General features: G+C 59.2%; 17 protein-coding genes and 1 pseudogene. 10 read left to right on the top strand and 8 right to left on the bottom strand.

All coding sequences use genetic code 11. The annotated features are described in order from the left end of the window. Window positions 1-210 (top strand): hypothetical protein (locus tag AC0L27_RS29335; protein WP_473321192.1); only part of this gene is annotated, 210 nt, incomplete at its 5' end. Between the two features lie 283 nt (window positions 211-493). Then, on the top strand, window positions 494-1,291 hold the full coding sequence (locus AC0L27_RS29330; RefSeq protein WP_473321191.1) for an alpha/beta fold hydrolase: 798 nt from the start codon (window positions 494-496) through the stop codon (window positions 1,289-1,291). A gap of 298 nt (window positions 1,292-1,589) precedes the next feature. On the opposite strand, the gene AC0L27_RS29325 is transcribed toward AC0L27_RS29330, so the two are convergent. After that, the gene (locus AC0L27_RS29325; protein ID WP_473321190.1) at window positions 1,590-2,501 is read right to left on the bottom strand and encodes a LysR substrate-binding domain-containing protein; all 912 of its coding nucleotides are present in this window, start codon (window positions 2,499-2,501) and stop codon (window positions 1,590-1,592) included. A 110-nt stretch (window positions 2,502-2,611) separates the two neighbouring features. Between AC0L27_RS29325 and AC0L27_RS29320 the strand changes: the two genes are divergently transcribed. The 5 genes from AC0L27_RS29320 to AC0L27_RS29300 all read left to right on the top strand — a co-directional run bounded on the left by AC0L27_RS29320 (window position 2,612) and on the right by AC0L27_RS29300 (window position 8,208). Further along, a complete protein-coding gene (locus AC0L27_RS29320; protein WP_473321188.1) occupies window positions 2,612-3,268 on the top strand; it encodes an FAD-binding oxidoreductase in 657 nt (218 codons plus the stop codon). Window positions 3,269-3,297: 29 nt separating this feature from the next. Then, entirely contained in the window at window positions 3,298-3,987 is a 690-nt protein-coding gene (locus AC0L27_RS29315) for a BBE domain-containing protein (RefSeq protein WP_473321187.1), read from the top strand. A 33-nt stretch (window positions 3,988-4,020) separates the two neighbouring features. Next, window positions 4,021-5,205, top strand: coding sequence for an MFS transporter (locus tag AC0L27_RS29310; protein ID WP_473321186.1), 1,185 nt, complete (start codon window positions 4,021-4,023; stop codon window positions 5,203-5,205). Window positions 5,206-6,281: 1,076 nt separating this feature from the next. Further along, on the top strand, window positions 6,282-6,794 hold the full coding sequence (locus AC0L27_RS29305; RefSeq protein WP_473321184.1) for an adenylate/guanylate cyclase domain-containing protein: 513 nt from the start codon (window positions 6,282-6,284) through the stop codon (window positions 6,792-6,794). A 1,228-nt stretch (window positions 6,795-8,022) separates the two neighbouring features. Then, window positions 8,023-8,208, top strand: a complete 186-nt coding sequence (locus tag AC0L27_RS29300; RefSeq protein ID WP_473321183.1) for a hypothetical protein — start codon at window positions 8,023-8,025, stop codon at window positions 8,206-8,208. A 1,283-nt stretch (window positions 8,209-9,491) separates the two neighbouring features. On the opposite strand, the gene AC0L27_RS29295 is transcribed toward AC0L27_RS29300, so the two are convergent. The 4 genes and pseudogenes from AC0L27_RS29295 to AC0L27_RS29280 all read right to left on the bottom strand — a co-directional run bounded on the left by AC0L27_RS29295 (window position 9,492) and on the right by AC0L27_RS29280 (window position 14,498). Further along, window positions 9,492-12,635 carry an ATP-binding protein gene (locus tag AC0L27_RS29295; RefSeq protein WP_473321204.1) on the bottom strand — a complete coding sequence of 1,048 codons (3,144 nt, stop codon included), beginning with the start codon at window positions 12,633-12,635 and terminating at the stop codon, window positions 9,492-9,494. Window positions 12,636-12,731: 96 nt separating this feature from the next. Then, window positions 12,732-12,857: pseudogene (locus tag AC0L27_RS29290) on the bottom strand (double zinc ribbon domain-containing protein); the annotation flags it as partial. Between the two features lie 1,250 nt (window positions 12,858-14,107). After that, on the bottom strand, window positions 14,108-14,170 hold the full coding sequence (locus AC0L27_RS29285) for a hypothetical protein (protein ID WP_275170660.1): 63 nt from the start codon (window positions 14,168-14,170) through the stop codon (window positions 14,108-14,110). Between the two features lie 190 nt (window positions 14,171-14,360). After that, window positions 14,361-14,498 carry a hypothetical protein gene (locus AC0L27_RS29280; RefSeq protein ID WP_473321181.1) on the bottom strand — a complete coding sequence of 46 codons (138 nt, stop codon included), beginning with the start codon at window positions 14,496-14,498 and terminating at the stop codon, window positions 14,361-14,363. Between the two features lie 647 nt (window positions 14,499-15,145). Here AC0L27_RS29280 and AC0L27_RS29275 point away from each other — a divergent pair. After that, complete coding sequence (locus tag AC0L27_RS29275) at window positions 15,146-18,496, top strand: AAA family ATPase (protein WP_473321177.1); 3,351 nt, start codon at window positions 15,146-15,148, stop codon at window positions 18,494-18,496. A 116-nt stretch (window positions 18,497-18,612) separates the two neighbouring features. On the opposite strand, the gene AC0L27_RS29270 is transcribed toward AC0L27_RS29275, so the two are convergent. Beyond that, a complete protein-coding gene (locus AC0L27_RS29270) occupies window positions 18,613-19,887 on the bottom strand; it encodes a patatin-like phospholipase family protein (protein WP_473321175.1) in 1,275 nt (424 codons plus the stop codon). Between the two features lie 911 nt (window positions 19,888-20,798). Further along, window positions 20,799-20,990: a CsbD family protein gene (locus AC0L27_RS29265; protein ID WP_275170233.1), complete on the bottom strand. Its 192-nt coding sequence runs from the start codon at window positions 20,988-20,990 to the stop codon at window positions 20,799-20,801. A 903-nt stretch (window positions 20,991-21,893) separates the two neighbouring features. Here AC0L27_RS29265 and AC0L27_RS29260 point away from each other — a divergent pair. Then, window positions 21,894-22,226, top strand: coding sequence for a hypothetical protein (locus AC0L27_RS29260; RefSeq protein ID WP_473321174.1), 333 nt, complete (start codon window positions 21,894-21,896; stop codon window positions 22,224-22,226). Continuing rightward, window positions 22,157-22,561, top strand: a complete 405-nt coding sequence (locus tag AC0L27_RS29255; protein ID WP_473321171.1) for a DUF2380 domain-containing protein — start codon at window positions 22,157-22,159, stop codon at window positions 22,559-22,561. Before AC0L27_RS29260 ends, AC0L27_RS29255 begins: the two co-directional genes overlap by 70 nt. 45 nt (window positions 22,562-22,606) lie before the next feature. Here AC0L27_RS29255 and AC0L27_RS29250 read toward each other — a convergent pair whose 3' ends face one another. Then, window positions 22,607-22,807 (bottom strand): hypothetical protein, encoded by a 201-nt coding sequence (locus AC0L27_RS29250; protein ID WP_275170235.1) that lies wholly within the window; start codon window positions 22,805-22,807, stop codon window positions 22,607-22,609. Between the last annotated feature and the right edge of the window lie 513 nt (window positions 22,808-23,320).

Genomic DNA, 23,320 nt, shown 5'->3' with positions numbered 1-23,320 from the left:
CAACGCCAGCGACTTTCCTTCAGTTCGTTCCGGATACGGAACGAACTGAAGCAAGCCCCGGCCGCCGTCAAATTGCTGCGTATGCAATTACTTCAGTCACGATGTGTTTCGGATGTTGTTGATTGGGGGCGCCCGTTCCCGACGCTCCAACTGATTGCATCGCTCGCGGTGCCGATAGGAAGCTGGTTGGAAAGCCAGACCCCGAACTAGTCCTCGCAACGCGCTCGCCAACGTCGGCTCTTGGGCCCGTTGCCGATGTTGCGCGAAGCCCGGCAGCCGTCAGCTTGTGACCCGCAGCGGACCTCAAGCTCCCGGCACGACGCCCGAAAGGGTGTTACGCGATGAGCCTGCACGTGTTAAGTGTAGGCCGACCGTCGCCCTGGTTTTCATAGTTGGTTAGTTTCGGAGATTGGAATGTTCAGGTGGCTGCACGCGCGAACTGAACTGACGACACCAGTTCCACCACAGGAAATTCATTGCAAGGAGGAAGACGATGAAACGTCGAGAATTCTTGGAAGCAGCCGTCGCAACCACCGCCATTGTTGCAACGGCCGCGCCGGCCATCGCGCAGACTTCTGGAACAACATTCTTAGTCTGTACGGGTGCGTGGTCTGCGGGATGGTCGTGGAAGAAGATGCACCCGCTAATGGCCGCCAGCGGCCATCGCCTGGTCACTCCGACCTACACAGGTCTCGGCGAGAGGGAGCACCTAGCCAGCCCGTCAAACGATCTTGAAACCCATATTCAGGATGTTCTGGCGGTCATCAAATACGAAGACTTGCGCGACATTGTGCTAGTCGGCCACAGCTACGGTGGCATGGTCGCAACGGGGGTTGCCGACCGGGCGCGAAACCGTATCACTCGATTGGTTTATCTGGACGCATTTGTGCCAACGGATGGACAATCTCTGATGGACGCAGGGCCCCCGACGGCACGGCAGCGCATGCAGCAGCTCGCGAAGGCGGGCGATGGCTGGCGGGTGCCATCGAACCCCATTCCGCCTGACACATCGGATGCCGACGTGAAGTGGATTTCTGAACGCCGGCTCCCCCAATCCATCAAGTGCTTCGAGCAGCCGCTGAAGATGCACGGTGGGGATCTGTCCTTGCCGCGTAGCTATATCTATCTCACGCGCGTAACTCCTGCGGATCCTTTCCGACCATTTGCCGAGCGCGCAAAAAACGATCGCAATTGGCGTTACTACGAACTCGACGCCAGCCATTCAGCGCACATAACCGCGCCTGTAGCACTTACGCAGCTGCTGCAAACAATCGTGTCGCAGCCCACGTAAGTGCGCGTGCTGTAAGGCCCTCACGTCGGCGAGCCTCGAACCTGCATTGTCGTGCGCCATAGAAGCAGCCTCTGGCCATGTCCGGTTTTGGGCGCATCCCGCGGTGCGCAGCCGGCGAGGACCGCTTGTCACGCAAACCGCACGTCGTTGCATCGCGAGACCTTCGCTACGTCGGGATGTCCTGTTACAGAAGTGCGGGACATCAAGGGCTAAGGGTTAAGCCATGTCATCCGAAGCTAGAGTCTGCCGGGCCGCCTTTCCTTGTGCGATAATTCCTGTGTGCGGTGTTCATCCGAGTCTATCGAACTGATAGCAACCAGGCGGAGAATGCGCGAATGATCCTTTCGCGGGGATGGCTTGTCCGGCGGACGACGTGAAAGCGATATCCGGGTAAACTTAGGTCAAATACCCTTACAAGCGCGCCGGATGCAAGTTCGGCTGCCACAAGCACGTCGCTAAAAATCCCTACACCCTGGCCCCCGACGACCGCCTCGATCGCGTGAAGCTCCTCTCGAAAACTCAGATGTTGCATGTCCGTGAAGTCGGGCAGGTTGCGCCACCTGCGCCTGGCGACGGAGAGCCATCGCTGCCAGGTAGGTGCGTCGATATCAGACGGAAACCAATAGGAATGAACGAGGACATGCTTCCTAAGATCGGCCGCATTTTTCAGCCGGCCTCCGGCGGGAAGCAAGTCAGGGCTGCAGACTGGCCAATACGTGTCGCTCAAAAACTCTTCTGCCATGCCCTCTCGCGGCGCTTCGCGGGAGGTGGCATAGCGGATCGCCACGTCCGCGTCTCCCGCAGACAAGTCAATGATACTGTCGGTGCCGATGATATCAAGTGGTGCATCTGGGCGCTGTTTTCTCCAGTGCGGCAGGCGTGGCACAAGCCATTGAGCGGCAAAAGCGTTCGTTGTCGTGATACGAAGGGCCTGTCGATCGTCCTTGCGCCTGATCCTGCTGAGCGCGGTGGCGAACCCTTCGAGACCGTCGCGTACGACTGGAAAGAGCCGAGTGCCGGCATCTGTCAACGACAGTGGTCTCGGTCTGCGCCGGAACAGCGCCTTCCCGCAATATCGCTCCAGTAACCGGACTTGGTGGCTGATAGCAGTCGGCGTGACGCCGAGTTCGGCCGCAGCTTTCTTGAAGCTGAGGTGTCGCGCGGCAGCCTCGAACGCGCGGAGCTCGATAAGCGGCGGCAACTTGGTCATGTCTCATCCTAGATGAATAGCATTCATCTTCAAGCCAAATTCTTTGAGTTTGCCTTCCGCGCGATGAGGGTGTGAGAAGTGATGGAGCACAAACGAAGGGACAGCGCACGATGACGGTGGTTCGATCGGTTGCCGCTGAGGCGGCGGAGTTTGGCAAAACCTTTCGCGGCACGCTTATGCGGCCGGGAGATGCGGGCTACGAGGAGGCAAGAAAGGTCCACAATGGGCTGGTCAATAAGCGGCCAGCGCTCATCGCTCAATGTAGCGATACCGCAGATGTCGCCGATGCGATCAGGCTCGCGCAAAGACTTGGACTCGAAGTTGCGGTCCGCGGTGGCGGTCACAACGTGGCGGGGCGCGCAACGATCGACGGCGGGGTGATGATCGATCTGTCGCTGATGAAGGCAATCAAGGTCGACCTGGAACGCCGAAGGGTTCATGCACAGGGCGGTGTCACCTGGTCGGAGCTAAATCGCGAAACCCAGCGGCACGGCCTGGCCGTTACGGGAGGAATCGTATCGAGCACCGGAATCGCGGGGCTGACCCTTGGCGGCGGTCTCGGCTGGCTCATGGGCAAATACGGCCTGGCTCTCGACAACCTTGCCTCACTTGAGCTGGTCAATGCACAGGGCGGATTGATACGCACCAGCAAGACGGAGGAGCCGGACCTATTCTGGGCGGCGCGTGGCGGCGGTGGCAACTTTGGCATCGCCACCACCCTGGAATATCAGCTGCACCCCGTAGGCCCCCCATCACGGGTGGCCTGATCGCATACCCGTTCGATCGCAGCCGTGACGTGCTGTCGCTGTATCGCGAGCGCACGTCGTCGCTCCCGGACGAGCAGATCCTTTTCGCCACGCTGGCTCATGCGCCTGACGGCTCCGGCGTGAAACTGGCGGCGATGGTGACGTGTCATTGTGGGCCTCTCGTAGCCGGCGAACTGGCGATGCGTCCGCTCAAGCAATTCGGCATGCCGGCGATGGACGGGATTGGGCCGATGGCGTACTGCGAGCTCAACAGCATGCTGGATACAGCATATCCGAAGGGCGCGTTCAACTACTGGAAGTCGACGTTCCTGCGAGAGCTCAGCGATGACGCCCTCCGGACAATGATTGACTGTTTCGCGCGCTGCCCAACCCCCATGGGGCAGCTTGTTATCGAGCACATCCACGGTGCCGCAGTTCGCGTCGGCGTCGAGGAAACGGCATTCCCGCATCGGCAGGAGGGTTACAACTTCCTGATCCTGACTCAATGGCTGGATGCCGCGATGACTGATCGCTGCATCGCCTGGACGCGCGATACTTACGCGCAGATGGAGCCCTTCGCGGCGAGCGGCAAATACGTCAACTATCTCGGGGACGATGAAGGCTTGGATCCGGTTCCTGCTGCCTACGGATCGAACTACCGTCGCCTTCGCGAGCTGAAGAGCAAGTACGATCCCAAGAATTTTTTCCGAATGAATCAAAACATCAGGCCGTCAGCCTGATTGAAATTGTCGCCTGTTTGCGGGCCAGGGGGGATGATGTCGCATTTACCTGACAGGCGATGGCTAATTCTGCTCGTTCTTTTTCTTGCACGCACAGCGCTCGCAATTCAGTTCCAGGCGGTCGCTTCCGCCGGCCCCTTCCTTATCGCAGCGCTGGCCATCGACTATGCCGCGCTTGGGCTTTTGATCGGTCTGCATTCATTGCCTGGCGTGGCGATTGCCATACCAGGCGGGGTGCTCGGTCAAAATCTCGGCGCCAAGCGTGTCGCGCTCATCGGTCTTTTCCTGATGGCGGTGGGTGGCGCTGTCATGGGGTTCGGTCAATCGTTTCTATTGGCGGCAGTGGGACGCACGGTGCTCGGTGTGGGCGCCGTACTGTTCAACGTATTGGCCACGAAGATGGTCGCAGACTGGTTCTCGGGCCGTGAAATCGCGACCGCCATGGGTACGCTGGTTTCAAGTTGGCCACTTGGCATTGCGCTTGGACTATTGGTTTTCGGACCACTTGGCGCGGAGCACGGCTGGGTCGCGATTATGCACGCGAGCACATTGTGCGTGCTGGCCGGATTTGTGTTGGTCGCGCTATTTTATCAGGAGCCACCGGGAGCAACGTCCTCAACGCAGATGAGGCTCAAACTTGATCTCAATCGGCGCGAATGGACTCTCGTTTGTATAGCCGGCGCGATTTGGGCCCTGTTCAACGTTGCCTACATTGTAGTGGTCAGTTTTGGGCCAGAGTTATTCAGGCGGCATGGCTTCTCGCTGGTGCAAGCGAATTTGGTCGTGAGCTTGATAGGTTGGACGCTGATTCCAGCGATTCCTCTAGCGAGTGCTTTTGTCGAGCGATTCGGACGTCCCGGCCTTGCAATGCTGGCATCGTTCACAGTCACAGGGATTGGCTTGTTGGTATTGCCGTTTGCGTCCGGCGTCGGCTTACTTGCTGCGTTTGCTCTGATCGTGCTCGGTATGGGGGTGCCGCCCGGACTGATTATGGCACTTCCCGCTCAGGCGTTGCGGCCCGAGACGCGCGCGGGCGGCATGGGTGTTTACTACACATGGTACTATGCAGCGATGGCGATCTTGCCAACAGGAGCCGGACTTGCTCGCGACTACGCGCGAAGTGCCGCTGCGCCAATGGTTTTTGCTGCGGCGATGATGAGCTTGTGTGTTGTGGCTTTGATCGTTTTCCAAACTGCTCAGGGATCGTCAGAGCAATAACTTAGACCACGTCGGAAAGGTCTGCTTTTGGGCATACCCGAAGTAGCGGTGGCGCGCCAAGAGGTCCGCTCAGGGAGGCATGGCGGATCGGATTCGCTGGCGTTGAGATCTTCGCATTCTGACCCAAAGCGGACCCGTGCAACGCCCCGACTGAGGTCCGCCGCGGACCCTCAGCGAATATGAGCAGCTGAGGCCATCCCCACAATGCAATGAGCCTATCCGATCAATTGCACTGCTTGGCCGTTAGCCGTAGGCTACCCAAGAGGCTAGGCCGGCGGAAAGCCATGGTCGTCGAGACGCGCTATGTGACGAGCGGCGAGGTCTCGTCGCGTACCAAATATCCGGACAAGATGGTCCGGATTTGCTCATGACGCCGGGCTTTGTATCGCATCTTGAGCTGTCGTGGGAGAATCCCAACGCGGCGCGCTTCCTTAACGAACTCGGCTCGTTCTCGCGACTGATCCGCTTCGACAAACGCGGAACGGGTCTCAATGATCGTGGCGTCGGTGTCCCGCTCGATGAAGGATCGACGATATCCGCGCGGTGCTCGACGCCTCGGATTCTAAGAGGGCGTACTTGTTCGGTGTCTCGGAGGGCGGGCCGATGTCGATCCTGTTCGCGGCGACCTATCCTGAACGGGTCGCCGGTCTCCTCCTGTTCGGCACGTATGCGCGTACCGTGGGCGCCTCCGTCCCATTCGACGATTTCGCGGGATTGGAGCGCGATATCCGATCCAACTGGGGAACCGGCAAGAGCCTACCCACTTTCTCCCCGTCTTCAGCCGCAGTTCCCGGCGCCATGGAGCGCTTCGCAAAGTTCGAGCGCTCGGCGGCCAGCCCGTCTGATGTGATCAACCTGATGCGTATGAACCGCGAGATCGATGTAACGGCCATCCTGCCGTCGATCCATGTTCCTACGCTGGTCATGCATCGGCGCGACGACGTACGCATTCGGCACTCGCCGGCCGCGAGCTTGGAGAGGGAATTTCTGATGCACGCTAGATCGAACTACCGGGTAGAGATCACCTTCCGTGGTCAGGAGATCAGGATCGGCTTGTCGAGGAGATCAGACAGTTCATGGGTGTTTCCGCTACTGCCGTCGAGGTTGATCGAGTCCTCTCGACTGTGCTGTTCACCGATATCGTCGATTCGACAAGGAGAGCCTCCTTGGTGGGCGACAGGCAGTGGCGTTCAACTCTGGAAGCGCATCATGCGGCGGTGCGTTCGGAACTGGAGCGGCATCGCGGACGCGAAGTTAAGACGACAGGCGACGGATTTCTGGCCCTGTTCGACGGTCCGGCGCGCGCTGTCCGCTGCGCCCAGAGGATCGTCAGCGCGGTGCGGCCGCTCGATCTCGAAGTGCGGGCCGGCGTCCATACCGGTGAGGTTGAAACGATGAGCGACGATGTGGGCGGCATTGCTGTTCACATCGCAGCACGGGTAGCTCAGCATGCGAAAGCGAGCGAAGTTCTGGCGTCGAGTACGGTGAAAGACTTAGTGGCAGGCGCTGGGCTCAAGTTTGTCGATCAATGGCCGGCCGAGCTGAAGGGTTTCCCGGAGCCCATGCGCCTATTCGCAGCCATCACCTGAATGAGTTCCCGGGTCGCCGATTCCGCCTTAAAAGGCTGAGACGCCATCGCCCGATGTCCCCCTTATGGCCCATCTGCGACCCTCGGAGCCCACCGCTGTTCGGCGATGTTGGCGGTAAAGCGGACATCAGGCGGCCAGCAGCCTAGTGAGTACATGCCCTTCCGGCGCCGGACCGCGAAATAGCTTGTTAGCACGTGCGTGTGAAGCTTGAGGCGTGCCGATTACCGCTGATTACGGGCACATGGCGTGGGAATGCACGGCCCCGGCTGTTTCTCCCAACCTTCGGCTGGGGCCGTTTGAACGTGCGTTGCATCGTTCAACCCGGTTCACCACCATGTTTAGAGGTATTGCTATCCGCTATTTGGGCTGACCATTCTTTCGCAGCTCGATCAGGCGCTCTTCTATGGTAGAAATACTGACCTGCGCGCAGGCTTGTGCGGGAGATTAGTCGCGGTTTTGGGTTGTAGGTGAGCCGTGCTGCGCTCATTCGGGCGGGGATGCGAGCGCTACTTCTTCAACAGTATCCCTATCCTTCGCGCCATTCGCCTCACCGATCCTGCGTGACGACCCAGCTCGGCTGCGATCTTCGATACGCCAGCGCCTGCCCGGGCGAGCTTGGACAATTGCTGGACCTCGTGGTCGGCCCATTGCTTTGGCTTTTGTGTTTTCGTGATGCGGCGCTCAAACCTGCCGCAACTTAACCATTGCGCCTGGTTGCCGGCACTTGGGAAATTTACGGGTGGTGCCGGCCACCACGAGGCTAAGCGGTGCGGCGGCTTTCCAAAACGACAAGTCAACGATATCATTACGAGCACATCATCGTTTGACAGCGCATCTATAACTTATCGACTGCTGAAACTGCGTTGTGTAGCCGCACGGATATCGTGCAGCACGCGCGAGCGTCATGTCGCTCACATCGACCTTTTCCATCCATGGAAAGAAGACCGGGGGATGGTGGTTTTTCCTGACCGGATCCGAGATCGGGTCGCACGCTGCGGGATGCCTGCGGTGACTACATCGAGCACAAAGGTTTCAACCAGGGCGAATGTCTAGCCGGAACATTGCGCCAAATGAACAGCGTTGGCGCTCGAAACGAAAGCCAACCGCAGCAAGCGCGTATCGAGTCGCGGCCGGGGTCGGGAAAAACAAAAAATTAGTTTTGACGCATAATCATAATGACTCCAACGTAAAAACAAAAAATAAGGTGGGGAAAACATGGGAGGCTGGAATGGAAACCGCACAGCGCTTGCGCGCGATGGCCGCGCTCTGTCGGCAGAGTGCCGCGCTTCATCCTGACAGAAGCTGGAAACTGCTCGCCGAGGCAGAATACTGGGGGCATTTGGCTGCGGCTCCTCTCCCAACCGACATTGAAGGCTGTTTCACCCCTGGTCAGCATGACTTAGCTGCTGCCTAGCGCTTGCCATTTGTTGTTTCGAAAATCGGATTGGGATAAATGAGTATTCTTTGGGGGCCAGTGGATGACTGCGTGTATCAACGAACGGCCGATGTGTCCCGTATGCAAACACCGGATGGCATTGGCGCGCATCTCTCCCGGCAAGTACGGATTCGAGAAGCGGACGTTCGAATGCTCGACCTGCGAACGTACCGAGACGGCGTCGTTCGCTGTGGATCCAATGAAGACAGATGCGGTCGGTTGGCTTGCAGGCGAATTGAACCCGCCTCGGTGAGCTTGGGTGCAGTTGGTGATGCAGCCGGATGAATGTCCAATCGGCAGCACGAACGTTGTGCTATCGTGAGTACAATGGTGCGCCGGGACCTGGGTGGCGTTTCCGGATTGCAAGAGCATCGAGCGCAGTGCGATAGATTTCAGCGTTGCTGTGATCTCGAACCCGAATTGCGGAATTGTGGGACATCAGTTCTGGTCGCACCAGCGTGAGCTCCGCCGCGAGACGTTCTGCTTGGTCCGCCGCTCCTTGTCGATCTTCTAAAATCATTTTACGCCCGGATGTTGACATGTTGCATCGATGCGCTGGGGGCTAGGGACGATCTCGCGGGCAAGTTCGATTTTGCATGGTCGTAGCCCCGGAATGTGCGGCTCGATACCGGTGACGTTACCGCCAGAGCGAAGCTTCGCTCGCACTCATGCCGAGATGGACTGCGAACTCCGATACGAAAGTCCACCCTTTTCTCATTTGGAAGATCAGCGTTATGGCGATTGAGCGCACGTTGAATCGCCACTGCGCCCGCACTGCTTGCAGGGGGCTACTGTATCCCGCAATGACGCTATCACCAGCACCACCAAATATCCGTGCTGCGTGTTCAGAGATAAGGTCGGAGATTGTGCACCGATAGCCGCCTATAGTTTGCAGAGTGCCTTCCTCGGCGCGGCCATAAATTCACTATATCCGGCGAGATCTGCTGCCAGAATTGCAGCCAACCGTCGCGTAAAGGTCGTTTCAATGCTGTCCGGCAATCCTCACCGAGAGCACTCTACCTGATCCGCGCGTGGACAAAGGTAATGGACTCGGCCGCGCCGGCGCCGTCAGTTCTATTGCGCTGCGGGAGCAATGCTGCTCATTCGGGGTCTCTGCTAAGGCGACGCATCGCGGCTCCTCGTGTGAACAGCAGTATCGCCGTTAGATGTTCGGCGTTTGCTCTCTCGACTCGGCGGCACAGCGAAGTTGCCAAACCCGAGAAGGAGCTCTAGTGGGTTGCGCTTACAGCAAGTTCAAATCTCTACTCGCCCAGTTCTTCCAGCAACGCCTTGCCTTCCTTCAAGTCGCGCAGGTCGAAGCCCTCACTGAACCAACCGTAGACCGGCGCAAGAAGACGGCGGGCTTCAGCGCGCTTGTCTTGATCGCGCCAAAGCCGGGCCAGGCTGAGGGCGGAGCGAAGTTCCCAGAGTTTCGCCTCCTGTTGGCGCGCAATCGCGATGGCGTAGCGAAACTCGGCCTCCGCTTCGGCCTCGACGCCCGGCCGAGCCGTCAGCATCAACTCGCCTCGTCGCCGATGCAGCTCGGCCTCGAACCATCGAACCCCCGATTTCTCGCTTAGTGCCAAGGCGTCGGATAGTTGGCCAAGCCCGGTTTCGAATCGCGCTGCTTTTGCCTCTGCCGTCGCGAGCTGGGCGAGATAGAACGGAAGGATCCATGCTGCGCCGGACGCCTGGAACCCCTCGATACCGCGGCGCAGTAAGTCCACACCCGCCTCGGCGTCGCCAGCCTCCGCCAAGGTCCAGCCGCGATATGCCGTTCCCATCGCGAGAAAGAAGGCAAAGCGCTGCTCGGTGGTAAGAGCAACTAGCTCCTCTGCCTGTCGTCCAACCACGCCCGCTTCATCGAGGACGAAATGCAATCGGCAGGCGACGCTCAGCGCGAATGCGAGGCTGATCGGGTGCGACGACTCGCGCGCCTCTGATAGGGCGTCACTGCTCTGCACGCGCGCCTGATCGGCGAAGCCAAGAAGACCACACGTCAGCGAGAGGAACGAAAGCATCGCCACGCGGGCGTTTTCTGCGAACAGAGCCGTCAGAGAGCGCTGCTGCGCCGGATCGTAGAGGGCGAGCCCCCGCTCAAGATGGGCGCGCGCTAAGGCCAATTGTCCGCGATGAAGCCAGCTATCGCCGACTGCCCGATGACCGGCGACAAGAATGGCCGCATCGTTCTGTCGTCCGGCCAAGTCGAGCAGGTCCTCGGCGATGCGATGCGATCGGTCCGTTTCACCGCGCACGTGAAAATGCACGAACTCGCCCCAGAGTGCCTTGAGCAAGTTCGGCCTGTCGTTCAGTAACTCGCAGAGGCGGCGCGCCCGTGCGTAAGCCTTGCCGGTCTCTTCGGCCGCATGGCCCTTCGCGGCGATCAGCGCGCCGCCGAGCGCGAGTTGAAGTTCGGTTTCAGTGCCCTGGCGCCCGGGCGTATCCGGCAGATGAGATAGCAGATCGAGCGCCTTTCGCATCTGCGCGATTGCTTCTGTCATTGCCGATCGAGACTTAGAACGCTCACCGGCCTCCCGCCAGTAGGAAACCGCCTTTTGGATCAGGCCCGCATGCCCGCAGTGGTGCGCGAGAATCTCCGGTTGCTCTTGGCTGCCCGTAGCCAGTCTCTCCTCGAGCGCGCCAGCGATCCGCGCGTGAAGTTCGCGGCGTTGGCTGCGCAAAAGGGTGCCGTAGGCCGCATCCTGCACCAGTGCGTGTTTGAACAAGAAATTGGCGTCGGGCGGTTCGCCACGCCCAAACATGAGCCCCGCGTTGATCAGCCGGTCGAGCGCCGCCCGCAGCTCGCTGTCCCACCGCTGTACGATCGCGGCAAGCAGATCGTAGGAGAACTCGCGGCCGATGGCCGCGCCGACTTGCGCAACCTCCTTAGCTATCGGACCGATCCGGTCGAGCCGCGCCATCAACGAAGCATGCAGCGTGTCCGGCACAGCTAGTCCGGGCGGCGGCGCGAAGGAAATGGCTCGCGTGCTCCCCTCCGGGCTCGTTTCGAGCACCGCTTTGGTCAACTCCTCAACGAACAGCGGCACGCCATCCGTTCGTTCAGCGATTTGATTGACGATCTCGGCCGGCAGCGTCCGGGCGCCAGCCACGCTCCGGATCAGCGCGGCTCCCGAGTTCTGGTCAAGCCGGTTCAGCACGAGCACGCTGACGTGCGGCTTCCCGGTCCAACCCAACTTGACCTCGGGGCGGCAGGTGACCAGGACCAAGACCGGTAGGTTTGCTATGCGATCGACCGTCCGGTCTAGCAGCTCGCGTGACGTCGGATCGATCCATTGCATGTCCTCGAACACGACCATGATTGGACGTCTTTGCGCGAGAGTTTCAAGCTGGCGAACCAGAGCGGCGAAGCTTCTCTCCTTCTTCTGTTGCGGCGTAACGGTAACCGGAAGGTAGAGATCACCGTCCGGAATCGACAGCAACTCGGCCAGGATCGCCACGTCCTCGTCGGACGACAATGCCGGGGATAGCAGCAATCGGAGCTTGTCGAGCTTCGCCCGCGGGGTGTCCTCACGATCGAAACCAGCCGCTCGCTGCAGTTGGGCGATGAAGGGATGGAGCGCACTTTCCTGATGATGTGGCGAGCAGAAGTAGCGCAAGAAGGTGTGCGGCTCGCGTTCGATACGTTCCTGGAGAGCCGCGACCAAGCGCGACTTGCCGATCCCCGCCTCGCCGACGAGCAGCATTACTTGACCGGTACCCGCCCGCGCACGGAGCCAGCATTGCTCCAGCCGCGCGAGTTCTTCCTCACGCCCAACCAGCGGGATGAGGACTGAAGGGTGCAGCGCCTCGAAGCGGCTTTCCGCCGTTCCCTCATGCAGCACCCGCCACGCTTGCACCGGCGCGGCGAAGCCTTTCAGAGCCATCGCGCCGAGATCCTCGTAGTCAAAGAGCCCGCCGATGAGCCGCCGCGTGTCCTCAGCGATTACCACCCCATCCGGTTCGGCGAGCGCTTGCAGTCGAGCGGCAAGGTTCGGCGTCTCGCCGAGCACCGCCTGTGTCTCCGCAGCTTCGCTGCCGATGAGGTCACCTACGATGACGAGACCTGTCGCGAGCCCAAGGCGAACCCGCAGCTCGAGCTCGGGCGGTGCTCCTGGCGCCTGCCTGGTGGCGGCGATCTCAAGCGCAGCGCGCACCGCGCGTTCGGCATCGTCCTCATGCGCTGACGGATGGCCGAACAAGATGAGCATGCCGTCGCCGATGTAGCGGCTTATAGTGCCACCGTACTCGCGGACGACCGCCGCCACGCTATCGCGGTACTCGGCGATTATGTCTCGTAGATCCTCAGGATCGACCTTTGTGGCAAGCGCCGTCGAGCCGACGAGGTCGCAGAACATCACCGTGAGCTGGCGACGCTCGGAAGAATTTGGGGCGGATGACGAGCTCAAGTGCTCCGTGACCCATGCCGCGGCGAGCGTCGAATCGCCGGCCGCAGCTGCTACTCGCGGCCCTACCATCGCCCGCAGCGCGGCACCGCAGTCGCCGCAGAACCTCTTGCTCGACGGATTGCCGGCGCCGCAAGCAGGGCAACGGCAGTGCAATGGTACGCCGCAATCGTCGCATACCCTCCTTCTCTCTGGATTGACTCTGCCGCAACTTGGACAATCCATGCCGCACCCGATCGAATTGCCGAACTATTTGAGCTCACGTCGGTCTAGGGGCAGATATTCAGATGTATATGAAGATGCTCCTTGTGACTTGGCTACCACGCGCCAAGGACGATCAAACTCACAATGATCAAGAAGCAGACACAGGCGATAGTCGTAGGGAAAATGAGCCAATCGGGTGTCATTATTGTCTCCCGAGAGGTTGTCTCAAAAGCTTACGCTGGCAGGCTAGACGAGAATTATGAACTAGCTAACACTCGGCAACTCAAGCCCATTTTCAATCTAAGCAGGCCCGCTGCAATCCGACGCGACCCAAACGTGAAATTGTGGGCGATCAGCAACTGCCAGCAATCTGTGGCACCCTACAATTAGCACGCGCCAAGTCGATGAAGTCCTCGCGCAGGCCAGCAACCAAGCGCCCTTGGGACAAAATGCGAATTTGGCAGGGCAGCTTTGGACGCAAAGCCGACGATCGACCGCCTGGATCTGGCTCATGAGGGACCAATAGGGGACGTGAGCTTGAGCTCCCCTTCATCCCAGCCGCGCGGTGAGTGCGAATGTCTCGAGCAACGTTATTACGACTCTGGGTCCTCGATCTGAATTTGATGATAATCAACTAAAGCGCTTTCATTCGGGACTTGTAAAGAAATCGTAGATTGAAACCGTAGCTATCCCTCAGGGCGACCAAAAGCACCAAGCCGTCAAGGAGATATGGAGGAGGGAGTATCCGCTGATCTGGGAAAATCCACACCACCTCTTTGCAAGGCGAACTAGTAGAGATGCAGACCGCCTGTGGATCGTTGGGGCAATTCGCGCGACATGCGGGCGAGTTTTTCAAATACTTATCGCGACTGCGCCTGCAAAACTTTGGTGTTGTCGGAGATGCGGAACAACTTTCAGGGTAACTCCCCCGGGAAAAAGCGTGCCAAGAGGCGGCATCTTCAGTGTTGCGGTGATAGGCCGCGTTACATCAACTTAGGTCTGTTCTGAATCGAGTGCCTTGCTGCCATCAGCTCCGACAGTTTACGAGACTGCTCGCTATGGAAGCCCCAGGCCGCTGCAGTACCACCCCATATCTGCGTGTCTCCAGCCGTCGACGGTGAGCGCCCCGCTGTCTTCGTTCGTTGCTGCACGCGGCCTTACCATCGACCGGTGCCCACCAGGCTCGCTTCGATGACCCCGCGCCGGTCGGGAGATCTGGTATGCAGAAGCGCGTCGGCGAGCTGCCCGATCACCTCGTCGGCCGACCACCCTTAGACCTGCTCGGCCGTCTTGTTCCAGAAGGTGATCACGCCGCTGCGATCCCTGACAAAGATGATGTCATGCGAGAGGTTGAGCAGGCGGGCCTGCGCCGCGAGGCGCTTCGTTGCCGCGTGATTTTGTAGCGCCAGCTAGGTCGTGATCCCGATTGCCGCGAGGCTCACCAGCACACGAATGGCGGTGAGGCGATGGTCCGCAGATCGTGCGACAGCAGATAGGCGGTGATCGTCAGGGCGATGCAGCCGGCTACGGCGACGATGTATTGTCGCGCCAGTTGGTCTTCGCTGCGAGCAGGATCGCCAGGAGATAGAGAACCGGCACGGCGCCCTCGAGCGGCGTCATGACGTCAAGCAGGAAAGCCGCAAAGGCGAGGACGGCGGACAAGGACCGCAAGCCGGTGCGGCGCGAGGGGGCCGTGCCTCTTGTAGAGACCTTCCACAGTACAAATGCGCAAGCTGCAGCTCGACAAAATTGCCATCTCATGCCCTGTCGTCCTTGAGCTCTTCAAGGTGAGACTGGCTCGAAAACGTGTTCGGAAACCGTAGGCACAACGAGAAGGATACGCACTGACCGGTCCTTCGATCGGCGGCCGGGTATCGCAATCGCCGATCAAACTCTTGTAGGTGCGGACGGCTAAAGCGGGGCTGATGCAATCGTTCCTCACGGCGAACAGATGGGTCGCCGCAAGCAGTGCCTGGTTCTTGGCAAGCATCGCATTTCGGGGAATGACGACGCTTGCCATTGATCCCGGGCGCCGTCGATTTCGATGGCCAGTGCCTTCAAAGGCCCGCATCTCCGGCGCTACGGCTTGCGCTTTTTGCGCCTCAGACGGGGAAGAGCGGAAGGTGATCGGCATCAACGCGAACGCCACGATGGACCTTCAGAGACCGTGCTTGACCGCATCGACCCTTAGCCAGGAGGAGCGCCGGTTTTGCGTTGCGAGAAGATCCGGGCTTCATGCCTTCTCTCAGTTGTGCCTACGCTTACGTTCTTGACGTGCTATGCTGATAGAAACAGCCAATAGGTGTGCCATGTCCGGTATTGCAGAATGGCTATCATCGATCGGATTGGGAGAGTACGCTCAGCGCTTTGGCGAGAACGCCATTGACCTATCAGTTGTTGGGGATCTCACCGAGCAGGACCTGAAGGACCTCGGTGTCCTGCTCGGCCATCGCCGCAAGATGTTGCGTGCTATCACGGAGCTCAAGGGCGACATTTCGCGCACGCCTCAAGCGGGCGGCAAGGCGGCGCGGGACGGAGCCGAGCGGCGTCAACTCACGGTTATGTTTTGCGATCTGGTCGGCTCGTCGGCGCTCTCGGCCCGTCTTGATCCGGAAGATTTGCGAGGGGTTATTGGCGCCTACCACAGCTGCATTGCGGAGGTGATCGCTCGGAATGAGGGTATCATCGCGCGATACATGGGCGACGGAGTGCTCGCCTATTTCGGTTATCCACATGCGCACGAGGATGATGCCGAGCAAGCGGCGCGCGCCGGGCTGGCGCTGGTCGATGCCGTGGCCAACCTCCAGACATTCCCATCCACCCAACTTCGGATCCGCGTCGGGATTGCTACCGGGATGGTCGTCGTAGGCGATTTGACGGGAGAAGGTGCGGCGAAAGAGCAGGCGGTTATTGGTGAAACACCAAATTTAGCTGCGCGCTTGCAGACGCTCGCCGATTCGGGCGCAGTCCTGATCTGCGAGAGTACTCACCGGCTAACAGAAGGACATTTTGAATTCCGGAATCTTGGCCCGGTCATCCTGAAAGGTTGGGCGGAGCCAACACAAGCATGGCAGGTGCTGGGCACTACCGGCATCGACAGCCGCTTCGAGGCCCAGCACAAAACTCAGTTGACGCAGCCAATTGGACGCGAGGAGGAAATCGAGTTGCTGTTGCGTCGCTGGCAGCGCGCCATGAGCGGCGAGGGTTGCGCAGTAATGCTTACCGGAGAGGCGGGCATCGGTAAATCGCATATCGCCTTGGCGCTCGACGAGCGGCTGCAAGGAGAGGAGCACATCACGGTGCGCCAGTTCTGCTCGGCGCATCATACCAATAGTGCGTTGTACCCGTTTATCCGGCAACTCGAACGAGCCGCCCGGTTCGAGCGGAGTGATTCGCCGACAGCTAAATTCGCCAAGCTTGAGGTCCTGCTCGGTCGATCCGGAGCTGACGCAGATCGCGTAGTGCCTCTGGCCAATCTCTTGTCCTTGCCACTCGGTGAGCGTTACCGACTGCCGGAGCTGAGTCCGCAAAAGCGCAAAGAAATGACATTAGCGGCGCTATTGGCTCAGCTGAAAAGCCTGGCAGCACTGCAACCAGTATTCGTCATTGTTGAGGATGTCCATTGGGCGGACCCGACTTCTCTCGAGCTCCTGACGATGACCTTGGAACAAGTACCGCGGCTTCGGGTGCTGCTGCTCATCACCGCAAGACCGGAATTCACGCCGCCCTGGCCTGGTCATGCGCATGTCACGACGCTCTCTTTGACGCGACTTAACCGTCGCAACGGAGCGGCGTTGATCGAGCGGGTGACCGCCGGCAAGGCGCTCCCGAAGGAGGTCTTGGATCAGATACTCGCCCGCACTGATGGCGTGCCACTGTTCGTAGAGGAGCTGACCAAGACCGTGCTCGAAACCGGGTTCTTGCAAGAGCAGGACGATCATTACACCCTAAGCCGCCCTCTGCCAGCGATGGCGATTCCGACCACGTTACAGGCATCGCTGATGGCCAGACTCGATCGATTGGCCCCGATAAGGGAGGTAGCTCAGGTCGGCGCCGTGGTGGGTCGCGAGTTTTCGTACGAACTGCTGAGCACGGTGGCCGGGTTGCCAAGAGAGAGACTGGAGGAGGCTCTTGCCCAGTTGGTCCGATCGGAGTTGATCTTCCGCCGCGGCGAGTTACCGCAGGCGGTGTATACCTTCAAGCATGCACTTGTACGGGACGCTGCCTATTCAGGGCTCCTGAAGAGCCGACGCGCAGCGCTGCATGCCACGATCGCGGAGGCCTTCGAGCAACGGTTCCCGGAAATTGTGGATGCTCAGCCCGAAACGCTCGCGCACCATCTCACCGAGGCCGGACTGTTCGAAAAAGCGGAGGCATACTGGCTGCAAGCCGGCAAGAAGGCAGCCATGCGCTCTGCCAATCTTGAGGCCATTGCGCACTTGCAACGAGGGATCGAGGCCACGAGCCATCGGCCCGATGACGCACGGAATGACAGGCTTGAACTTGACCTCCAGTTCGCTCTGGGGCCCTGCCTGATCGCTACCCAAGGGCCAGCCTCCAACCATGCGATGGCTACCTTTGCTCGCGCGCGAGAGCTATGCGAGCGCCTGCGAGATCCTCCCGAGCAACTTCAGGTCATGTTCTGGCTAACCACTGCGAGCGTCATTCGCGGTGAACTGCCGCTGGCCCAGGAAACGATCGCCGCTTTACTTCATCTCTCCCAAACGCGCGGCGATCGGCCAGCCTTGCTCAATGCGATGCGCGGGCAGGCGATGATCCGCCTGTTCATGGGACAGATCACCGGAGCCCAGGAAGCGATCGAACGGGCTTTCGAAGCCTTCGAGGCGAGCAGCGAGGAGGATAGACTGGCAGCGCGTGTGGCCGGCCAGGATGCCGGCGTGGCCGACCTTGCGCTGATGTCGTGGCCACTCTGGCTGCTTGGCCGCGATGATACGGCCACCATGCGAATGAACGCTGCAATTCAGCGCGCCGATGCCATTAGCCATCCGCATTCGCAAGCATACGCATTTTATTATGCGTGCATTCTCCAAGCTCTCCGCGGCGAGTTCCTGATAGCGCAGAGTTTTGCCGAGCGCTGTATCGCCCTGTCGGAGGAGCATGGATTCCGGCAGTGGCGTTTGGCCCGCGCCGTTCGCGGCATATGCATGGCATCGCTCGATCGCTCACCCAACGCGCTTGGGGAAATCCGTGCTGCGTTGGACGAGTACCGTCACGCCGGTTATCAGTTGGCCATTACCGCGCTCTTGGTACTTTTGTGTCAGCGCCTGTTGATTGATCGAGACTACGAGCCCGCGCTGGAGCTGATCGAGTCGGGTCTCGCTATAAGTACCCGCAACAGCGAACGAATTTTGGAAGCCGAATTGTACCGACTCAAAGCACGGGTGCTAATAGGCCGGGGTGGGCCAGATGCCGAGGCTGTGGCGCAGTCCCTGATCGAACAGGCATTGGCGATGGCAAGAGGCCAACGCGCCAAGGCCCTTGAGCTTCGGGCCGCGACAGATCTTGCGGCGCTGTGCATCGATCAGCAAAAACGCGAGCAGGCGCTCGATTTACTTGCCCCGATCTATGAATCCTTTACCGAGGGCTTCGACACGAGAGATATGAAGCAGGCGAAGGCGCTGCTCGACCAACTGCGGTGACTATCGCAAAACGCCGGGTCGTTGCGTCTGGCCCGGATGATTGGCCTCAAATCATTATTTCGAGGTTGAGGAGTTCCGTTCGGAGACTTCCGCCTGTCCATATCATGCTCGAGCCTTTATGCAGCGGCTCGCTTCAGCTCCTTGTGATATTCACACACGCTTTGCCAAGCCGGCCCCTCTGGCTTCTCGTTGATGAAATGCGGCCCGTCGTGCGCAGGGAGCGCCTGATGCCTTCCGAACGCCGCGATTGCCTGCTCTGCAGCGGCCTTTCCCAGCTTGCGTCCATTATCGAGATTGCTGTGATTCCATTTGAAATTGATGTGACCCGGAACGTGAATCTCTATGATCTTGATTTTCTTGCGCCTTACCTCCTCCTGTTTCGATGTTTTGTCACACCGGATGTGGTATTTGAAAAGCTTGACGTCGTCCTCGCCAACCGTCGAGGCGAATAATTGGCAAAGATTTGCCAGCGCGTCATGAAGGTTCTCCGGCTTGCGGATTTGCTTTGAATCCACAATCCGGCTCACCCATATCTCTTCCAGCTCCGGGTGCTCCTCCAGCAAACTTTCGAAGTTGACAGTATCGACAAGCGCCCCTTCGCAGTAGGTCACTCCGCCAATCTCTACGGTACCTTCGACGAAGGGAAGAGCCGAACACGCACACAAGGTGCGTGCGTCTATAGGGCCCTCAAACATAAACTTTCCGCTCGCCCTTTTCATGGGACGATTGGAAAATAATGCGAGCTTCTGCTGATCAAGGTTCCAGGCGTTATGGAAGATTGCTGGTTTTCCAGGCTTCCTCAGCTGTTCGAAATCTATCCCCTTCATGAACTCGCTATCTGGATAGTTGATCCTTGACAGGCCGTTGACGTTGGAAAGGTACATTAAGGACGTCAAATAACGGATGAAGGGATTGGTTGCCATCGCTTGATTGAGAATCCATCTATTGAAATCCCCTTCATCCAATCTTGTGAACTTCTTTTTTCTGTCTCTGTCAGGCAGCTGATTGAAGAAAATCTCCATCGAGTCCTGGAAGACGTCCATCATCCGGTATGGATCCCATAGGAAGTCCTTATAGTTGTCGGAATCGCCGACGAAGTTGTTCAGCGCCTTTATGTTGCTGCGCCAATCCGGACCGAAGACTGTGTTTATGGGAAAACGCTTATAGCTTTCGTCGTCCCGAAAGACGCCCTTCCTGAAGAATTGGTGAGTCTTTTCGACTTTGTCTTCATGATCGTCCCATTGGTTGTAGACGATCCCGACCCATGCGCCGATGCAGGACAATGCCCAGACATCGAACGTTATGTTGTGTGCGGCGAGAGCTTCCAGAACCCCGATGTGCAGCCCTGCCGCCGGTCCACCACCGCCGAGCGCTATTGCTCTCTTCGCCATGGCATCCTCCGTTGAGTCTTGTGTGACTATGCTCCGATCGAATTTCGCTGCCGCGGAAGACTAGTAGTTTTCATGCCCATTGAAAAGCGTTCGGACTCTCCGTTGGCCGGACTTTGGCAGAACGATGCGCGGGAGTCGTGGTGGTTGATCCGAGACCCCGAGCGACGCGAGTTAGACGTCGCGGCAGGGGATCGCTAAGCTCTCGCAGATGGAAGCGAACGCTTTCCTTGTGTCGGTGTCCTCGAAACAGAATCGGGTGCCGGCGTCCGCACGTTCTACCCACCAGGATCTTCCTGCCTTTTGACATCCGGGACGCCTCTGAGCGGAGCTGATCCAACTGTCGTCCATAGGCCCGAACTATTACGCAATTTGGCTTAGTCATTAATCAGTGTCCTTTCCGCAAAAAAACGCATAAGCGCTGATCGCGCGACCTTATGAAGATGCGCTCCGATCAAGAGCCTAGCGTCCAGACTGTTCATCTACCTCGCGCGCGGCCAAGGTAAGCTCTATTTCTGTGAGCTGTTCCAACAAACGATGCACGATGTCGACGCAGTCTGATGACGGTATGGATCTCACGCCTCGTGCGTTAAGCTCCGCTTCGAGGAGCTTCGCCAGTACGAATTTGACACCCATTGGATTCCTAAAATGCGGGCCGGGATGAAAACCCAATACTGCGCTATTTGGGAAAAAGTTGCAATTGAGGGTTGATCACAAAGCCGCAAGTCAACGCCCTCGGGCGGAGATCCAAGCCTGCGAAGGCGCATCGCATCTAGGAGGATTCGCAGATCCAGCCCGAGCGAGAGGCCCGGCCGCCGTCGACGCGGTTACTGCCTTTCGATAGCGAAGTGAAAGAGCCGTATCGCGAAAGAAATGGCCGCCCAGAGGCGGCCAGTTCTTGGTCAACAACTTCGCTATTTTTTTAAGGCATCAGAGGTATCCCGCGCCGCGTCCTTCACATTTCCTGCGGCGTTATGGGCGGATCCCTTAGCCTTATCCATTTTGCCTTCTGCCTCCAGGTCCTTATCTCCGGTAAGCTTGCCGGCCCCTTCTTTGATCGCGCCTTTTGCCTTGTCGGCGGCGCCCTTCACATGTTCACGGTCCATGATCGTTACCTCTCCTATCCGGAAGACAAGCACAACCAAGTCAGTGCGCGGTCGTTCCTGCGAGACGAGGACCGCGTGTCCGTGTAGGTTGTAGCGGCGCATGAAGAGCACGGACTGCGTTCAAACCTGCTTTCTCCGTGAAATGTGTCAACGCTGCAGTCCCAAGTTTTCATCGGTTTGGCCGAAATGTTCGGGGATCGTTGAAGAAGCGGCGGGGCTTCGATGGAGAACTCTATCTGTGGCATTGCTAGTCGCACTTCCAGCCATAATCGGTACCTGCTGCTGCCCAGCAGCAAACGGAGGCGACGTCTCAATCCGGTGTTGCTCAAAACGTGCAAGCTGAAGCTGATAAGGGTATAAAAACCCGCAATTCCGGAGAGTCCGGGTATGTTGGCAACCAAGACCCGCCTGGCGCGGCTTCTCATGCACCGGGAGAGACAACCAACGCGGTCGGGACGACAACCGGTAGCAGTGCTCCCGGCAATCCATCAAACATCAATAGTTCGCAGGCCGACTACAACGCTCCCATGAAGGATGGCTCTGCGCCAAAGAAATAACAGCTTGCGACGATCGCCTTGGAAAAAGAGATCGCCCGCGATCTGCCACCGGCACAAAGGAGTGAAACCCGCGAGAATGCTAAGCGGTTTCTCCGTTTGCAAGGCATTGCCGTTTTGGGAGATGTCGCCTCCTGGCCCGTTCGCGGTCTTCTGAACGGCGCCCGGCGACTTCCCGGTAGACCGGAACTGATCCCGCGGCGAACGGTCACTGTTGACCCACTGCAGACATTAGCGATGCGCTGCTATGGGCGGCCGCGTAGCGTGACCGTGGATTAATTTCTTCGACAGGAGACGGAAAGAATCGATCTTGTAAGATGGACTCAGCCGAGGAGATCGAGTCATCGCCATGCGCCACAGCTCAATCCTGCACGCTGTTACCCCAGCCGGTCTGTTCCTGGGATCCAGCCTCATCTCAGATGCATCCGCCGAGACCGCCAGCCACGCCTTAGCTGTCTCTGTCGGCGATTTCAAATATAGAGACACGTCGAACGAGCCCACCGATCAAACGGCCGTACATGAAAAGCGATTGCGGGCCTTCATGACCGCGCTGCGGGACGATGTCACGGCGGATCACCGTTTTGAGCTTGTGCCGTCCTCCTGCGCGTCAAATTGCCCGACCGATGGACTGACGTTGCGCGATCGGCTGCGTGCGGCGTACAAGCCGGCGCGCAGCTCCTGATCATCGGCGGCTTCCATAAGATAAGCACGCTCGTGCAGTTTGCGCAGACTGTTGCTATCGACACGAAATCCCAGCGCAGCGTGTTTAGGAAATATTTCCAGTTCCGCGGCGACAACGACGAGGCATGGCAGCGAGCGGAGCGCTTTGTATCGGAGGAGGCCGCGACCGGCTGCTTGAAAGCAGATCGCAGCAATAGACTACGCGCGACGCATGTGCATGGCACCGTGAGTCCGGTTTTGGCCCATCCGCCACCTCGCAGGCGATCCCCTCTTAGGCAGATGTTGACCGCAAACCGGACATCAGACGGCCAGCCGCTTAAAGCGTACACGCCTTAGCTATAGGCCGGGCGGCGCTGGCCGCGCGCTCGCTTGAGAGCAGGGTCAATGCCGCACGATTGGCGCCTCGCGAAGCGCAGTGACGCCGATCTTCTTCAGCCCGTCGACTGAGGTGTCGCCCTTGCCGGCGGCTTCGAGGATCATGGAGGCCACGTGGGTGCGAGCGGAGGTCTCGTAGCGCGACACGCTCTCGCACACTTCGTCGAGGAGCGCGCGCAACAGCGCGGTGGTTTCAGCATCGAACATTGGAGGTCGCCCCCAAGCGAAAGCACATTCTGCCTGAACCCGCTCAGCCGAGGATTCACGCAAGTTACGGTCGACGAAAAATTCTGCCCGATGACTGGGAAGAATGAGCGTGGCCCCGCCTTTTGGGGGCTGGGGGCTTGATGGCGGAGCCACGCGGGCCGTGCATTCGCGCGGGCCCACCACATCAACAACATCGGGCCGAGGCCGTTCCATGCTCGACACCAAGACCGCGCGCAGCGAAGACCTAGGGCTCCGGAGGTCGCAACGGACCATCCGCCCACTTGCGAGCATCGGGGGGCGTGTAGCGGGTCATCGTTGCAATTGGTGCAAAGTACCGCGACCGCCGCTCCGAAGCTCCGTCGGACACAGCTTTCATCGGCTTGCCGCACGCCGGGCACGCCTTCCGGACCGGATGGAGCATGGCCATCTTTTTTCCCCCTGCCATGGCACTCTAGTTCAGCCGAGATCCTCAAGCTGGCCGATAAAAATTTGGTCGGGTTCACACTGTTGCCG

This window comes from Bradyrhizobium sp. Ken51 (assembly GCF_055807435.1).
Note: the sequence above shows the minus strand (reverse complement) of the source record. Positions and strands in the feature narration are given on the sequence as shown.

Coding starts and splice junctions, on each gene's coding strand:
- AC0L27_RS29330 (WP_473321191.1), top strand. CDS start 494: ATGAAACGTCGAGAATTCTTGGAAGCAGCCGTCGCAACCACCGCCATT.
- AC0L27_RS29325 (WP_473321190.1), bottom strand. CDS start 2,501: ATGACCAAGTTGCCGCCGCTTATCGAGCTCCGCGCGTTCGAGGCTGCC.
- AC0L27_RS29320 (WP_473321188.1), top strand. CDS start 2,612: ATGACGGTGGTTCGATCGGTTGCCGCTGAGGCGGCGGAGTTTGGCAAA.
- AC0L27_RS29310 (WP_473321186.1), top strand. CDS start 4,021: ATGATGTCGCATTTACCTGACAGGCGATGGCTAATTCTGCTCGTTCTT.
- AC0L27_RS29305 (WP_473321184.1), top strand. CDS start 6,282: ATGGGTGTTTCCGCTACTGCCGTCGAGGTTGATCGAGTCCTCTCGACT.
- AC0L27_RS29300 (WP_473321183.1), top strand. CDS start 8,023: ATGGAAACCGCACAGCGCTTGCGCGCGATGGCCGCGCTCTGTCGGCAG.
- AC0L27_RS29275 (WP_473321177.1), top strand. CDS start 15,146: ATGTCCGGTATTGCAGAATGGCTATCATCGATCGGATTGGGAGAGTAC.
- AC0L27_RS29270 (WP_473321175.1), bottom strand. CDS start 19,887: ATGGCGAAGAGAGCAATAGCGCTCGGCGGTGGTGGACCGGCGGCAGGG.
- AC0L27_RS29265 (WP_275170233.1), bottom strand. CDS start 20,990: ATGGACCGTGAACATGTGAAGGGCGCCGCCGACAAGGCAAAAGGCGCG.
- AC0L27_RS29260 (WP_473321174.1), top strand. CDS start 21,894: ATGCGCCACAGCTCAATCCTGCACGCTGTTACCCCAGCCGGTCTGTTC.
- AC0L27_RS29250 (WP_275170235.1), bottom strand. CDS start 22,807: ATGTTCGATGCTGAAACCACCGCGCTGTTGCGCGCGCTCCTCGACGAA.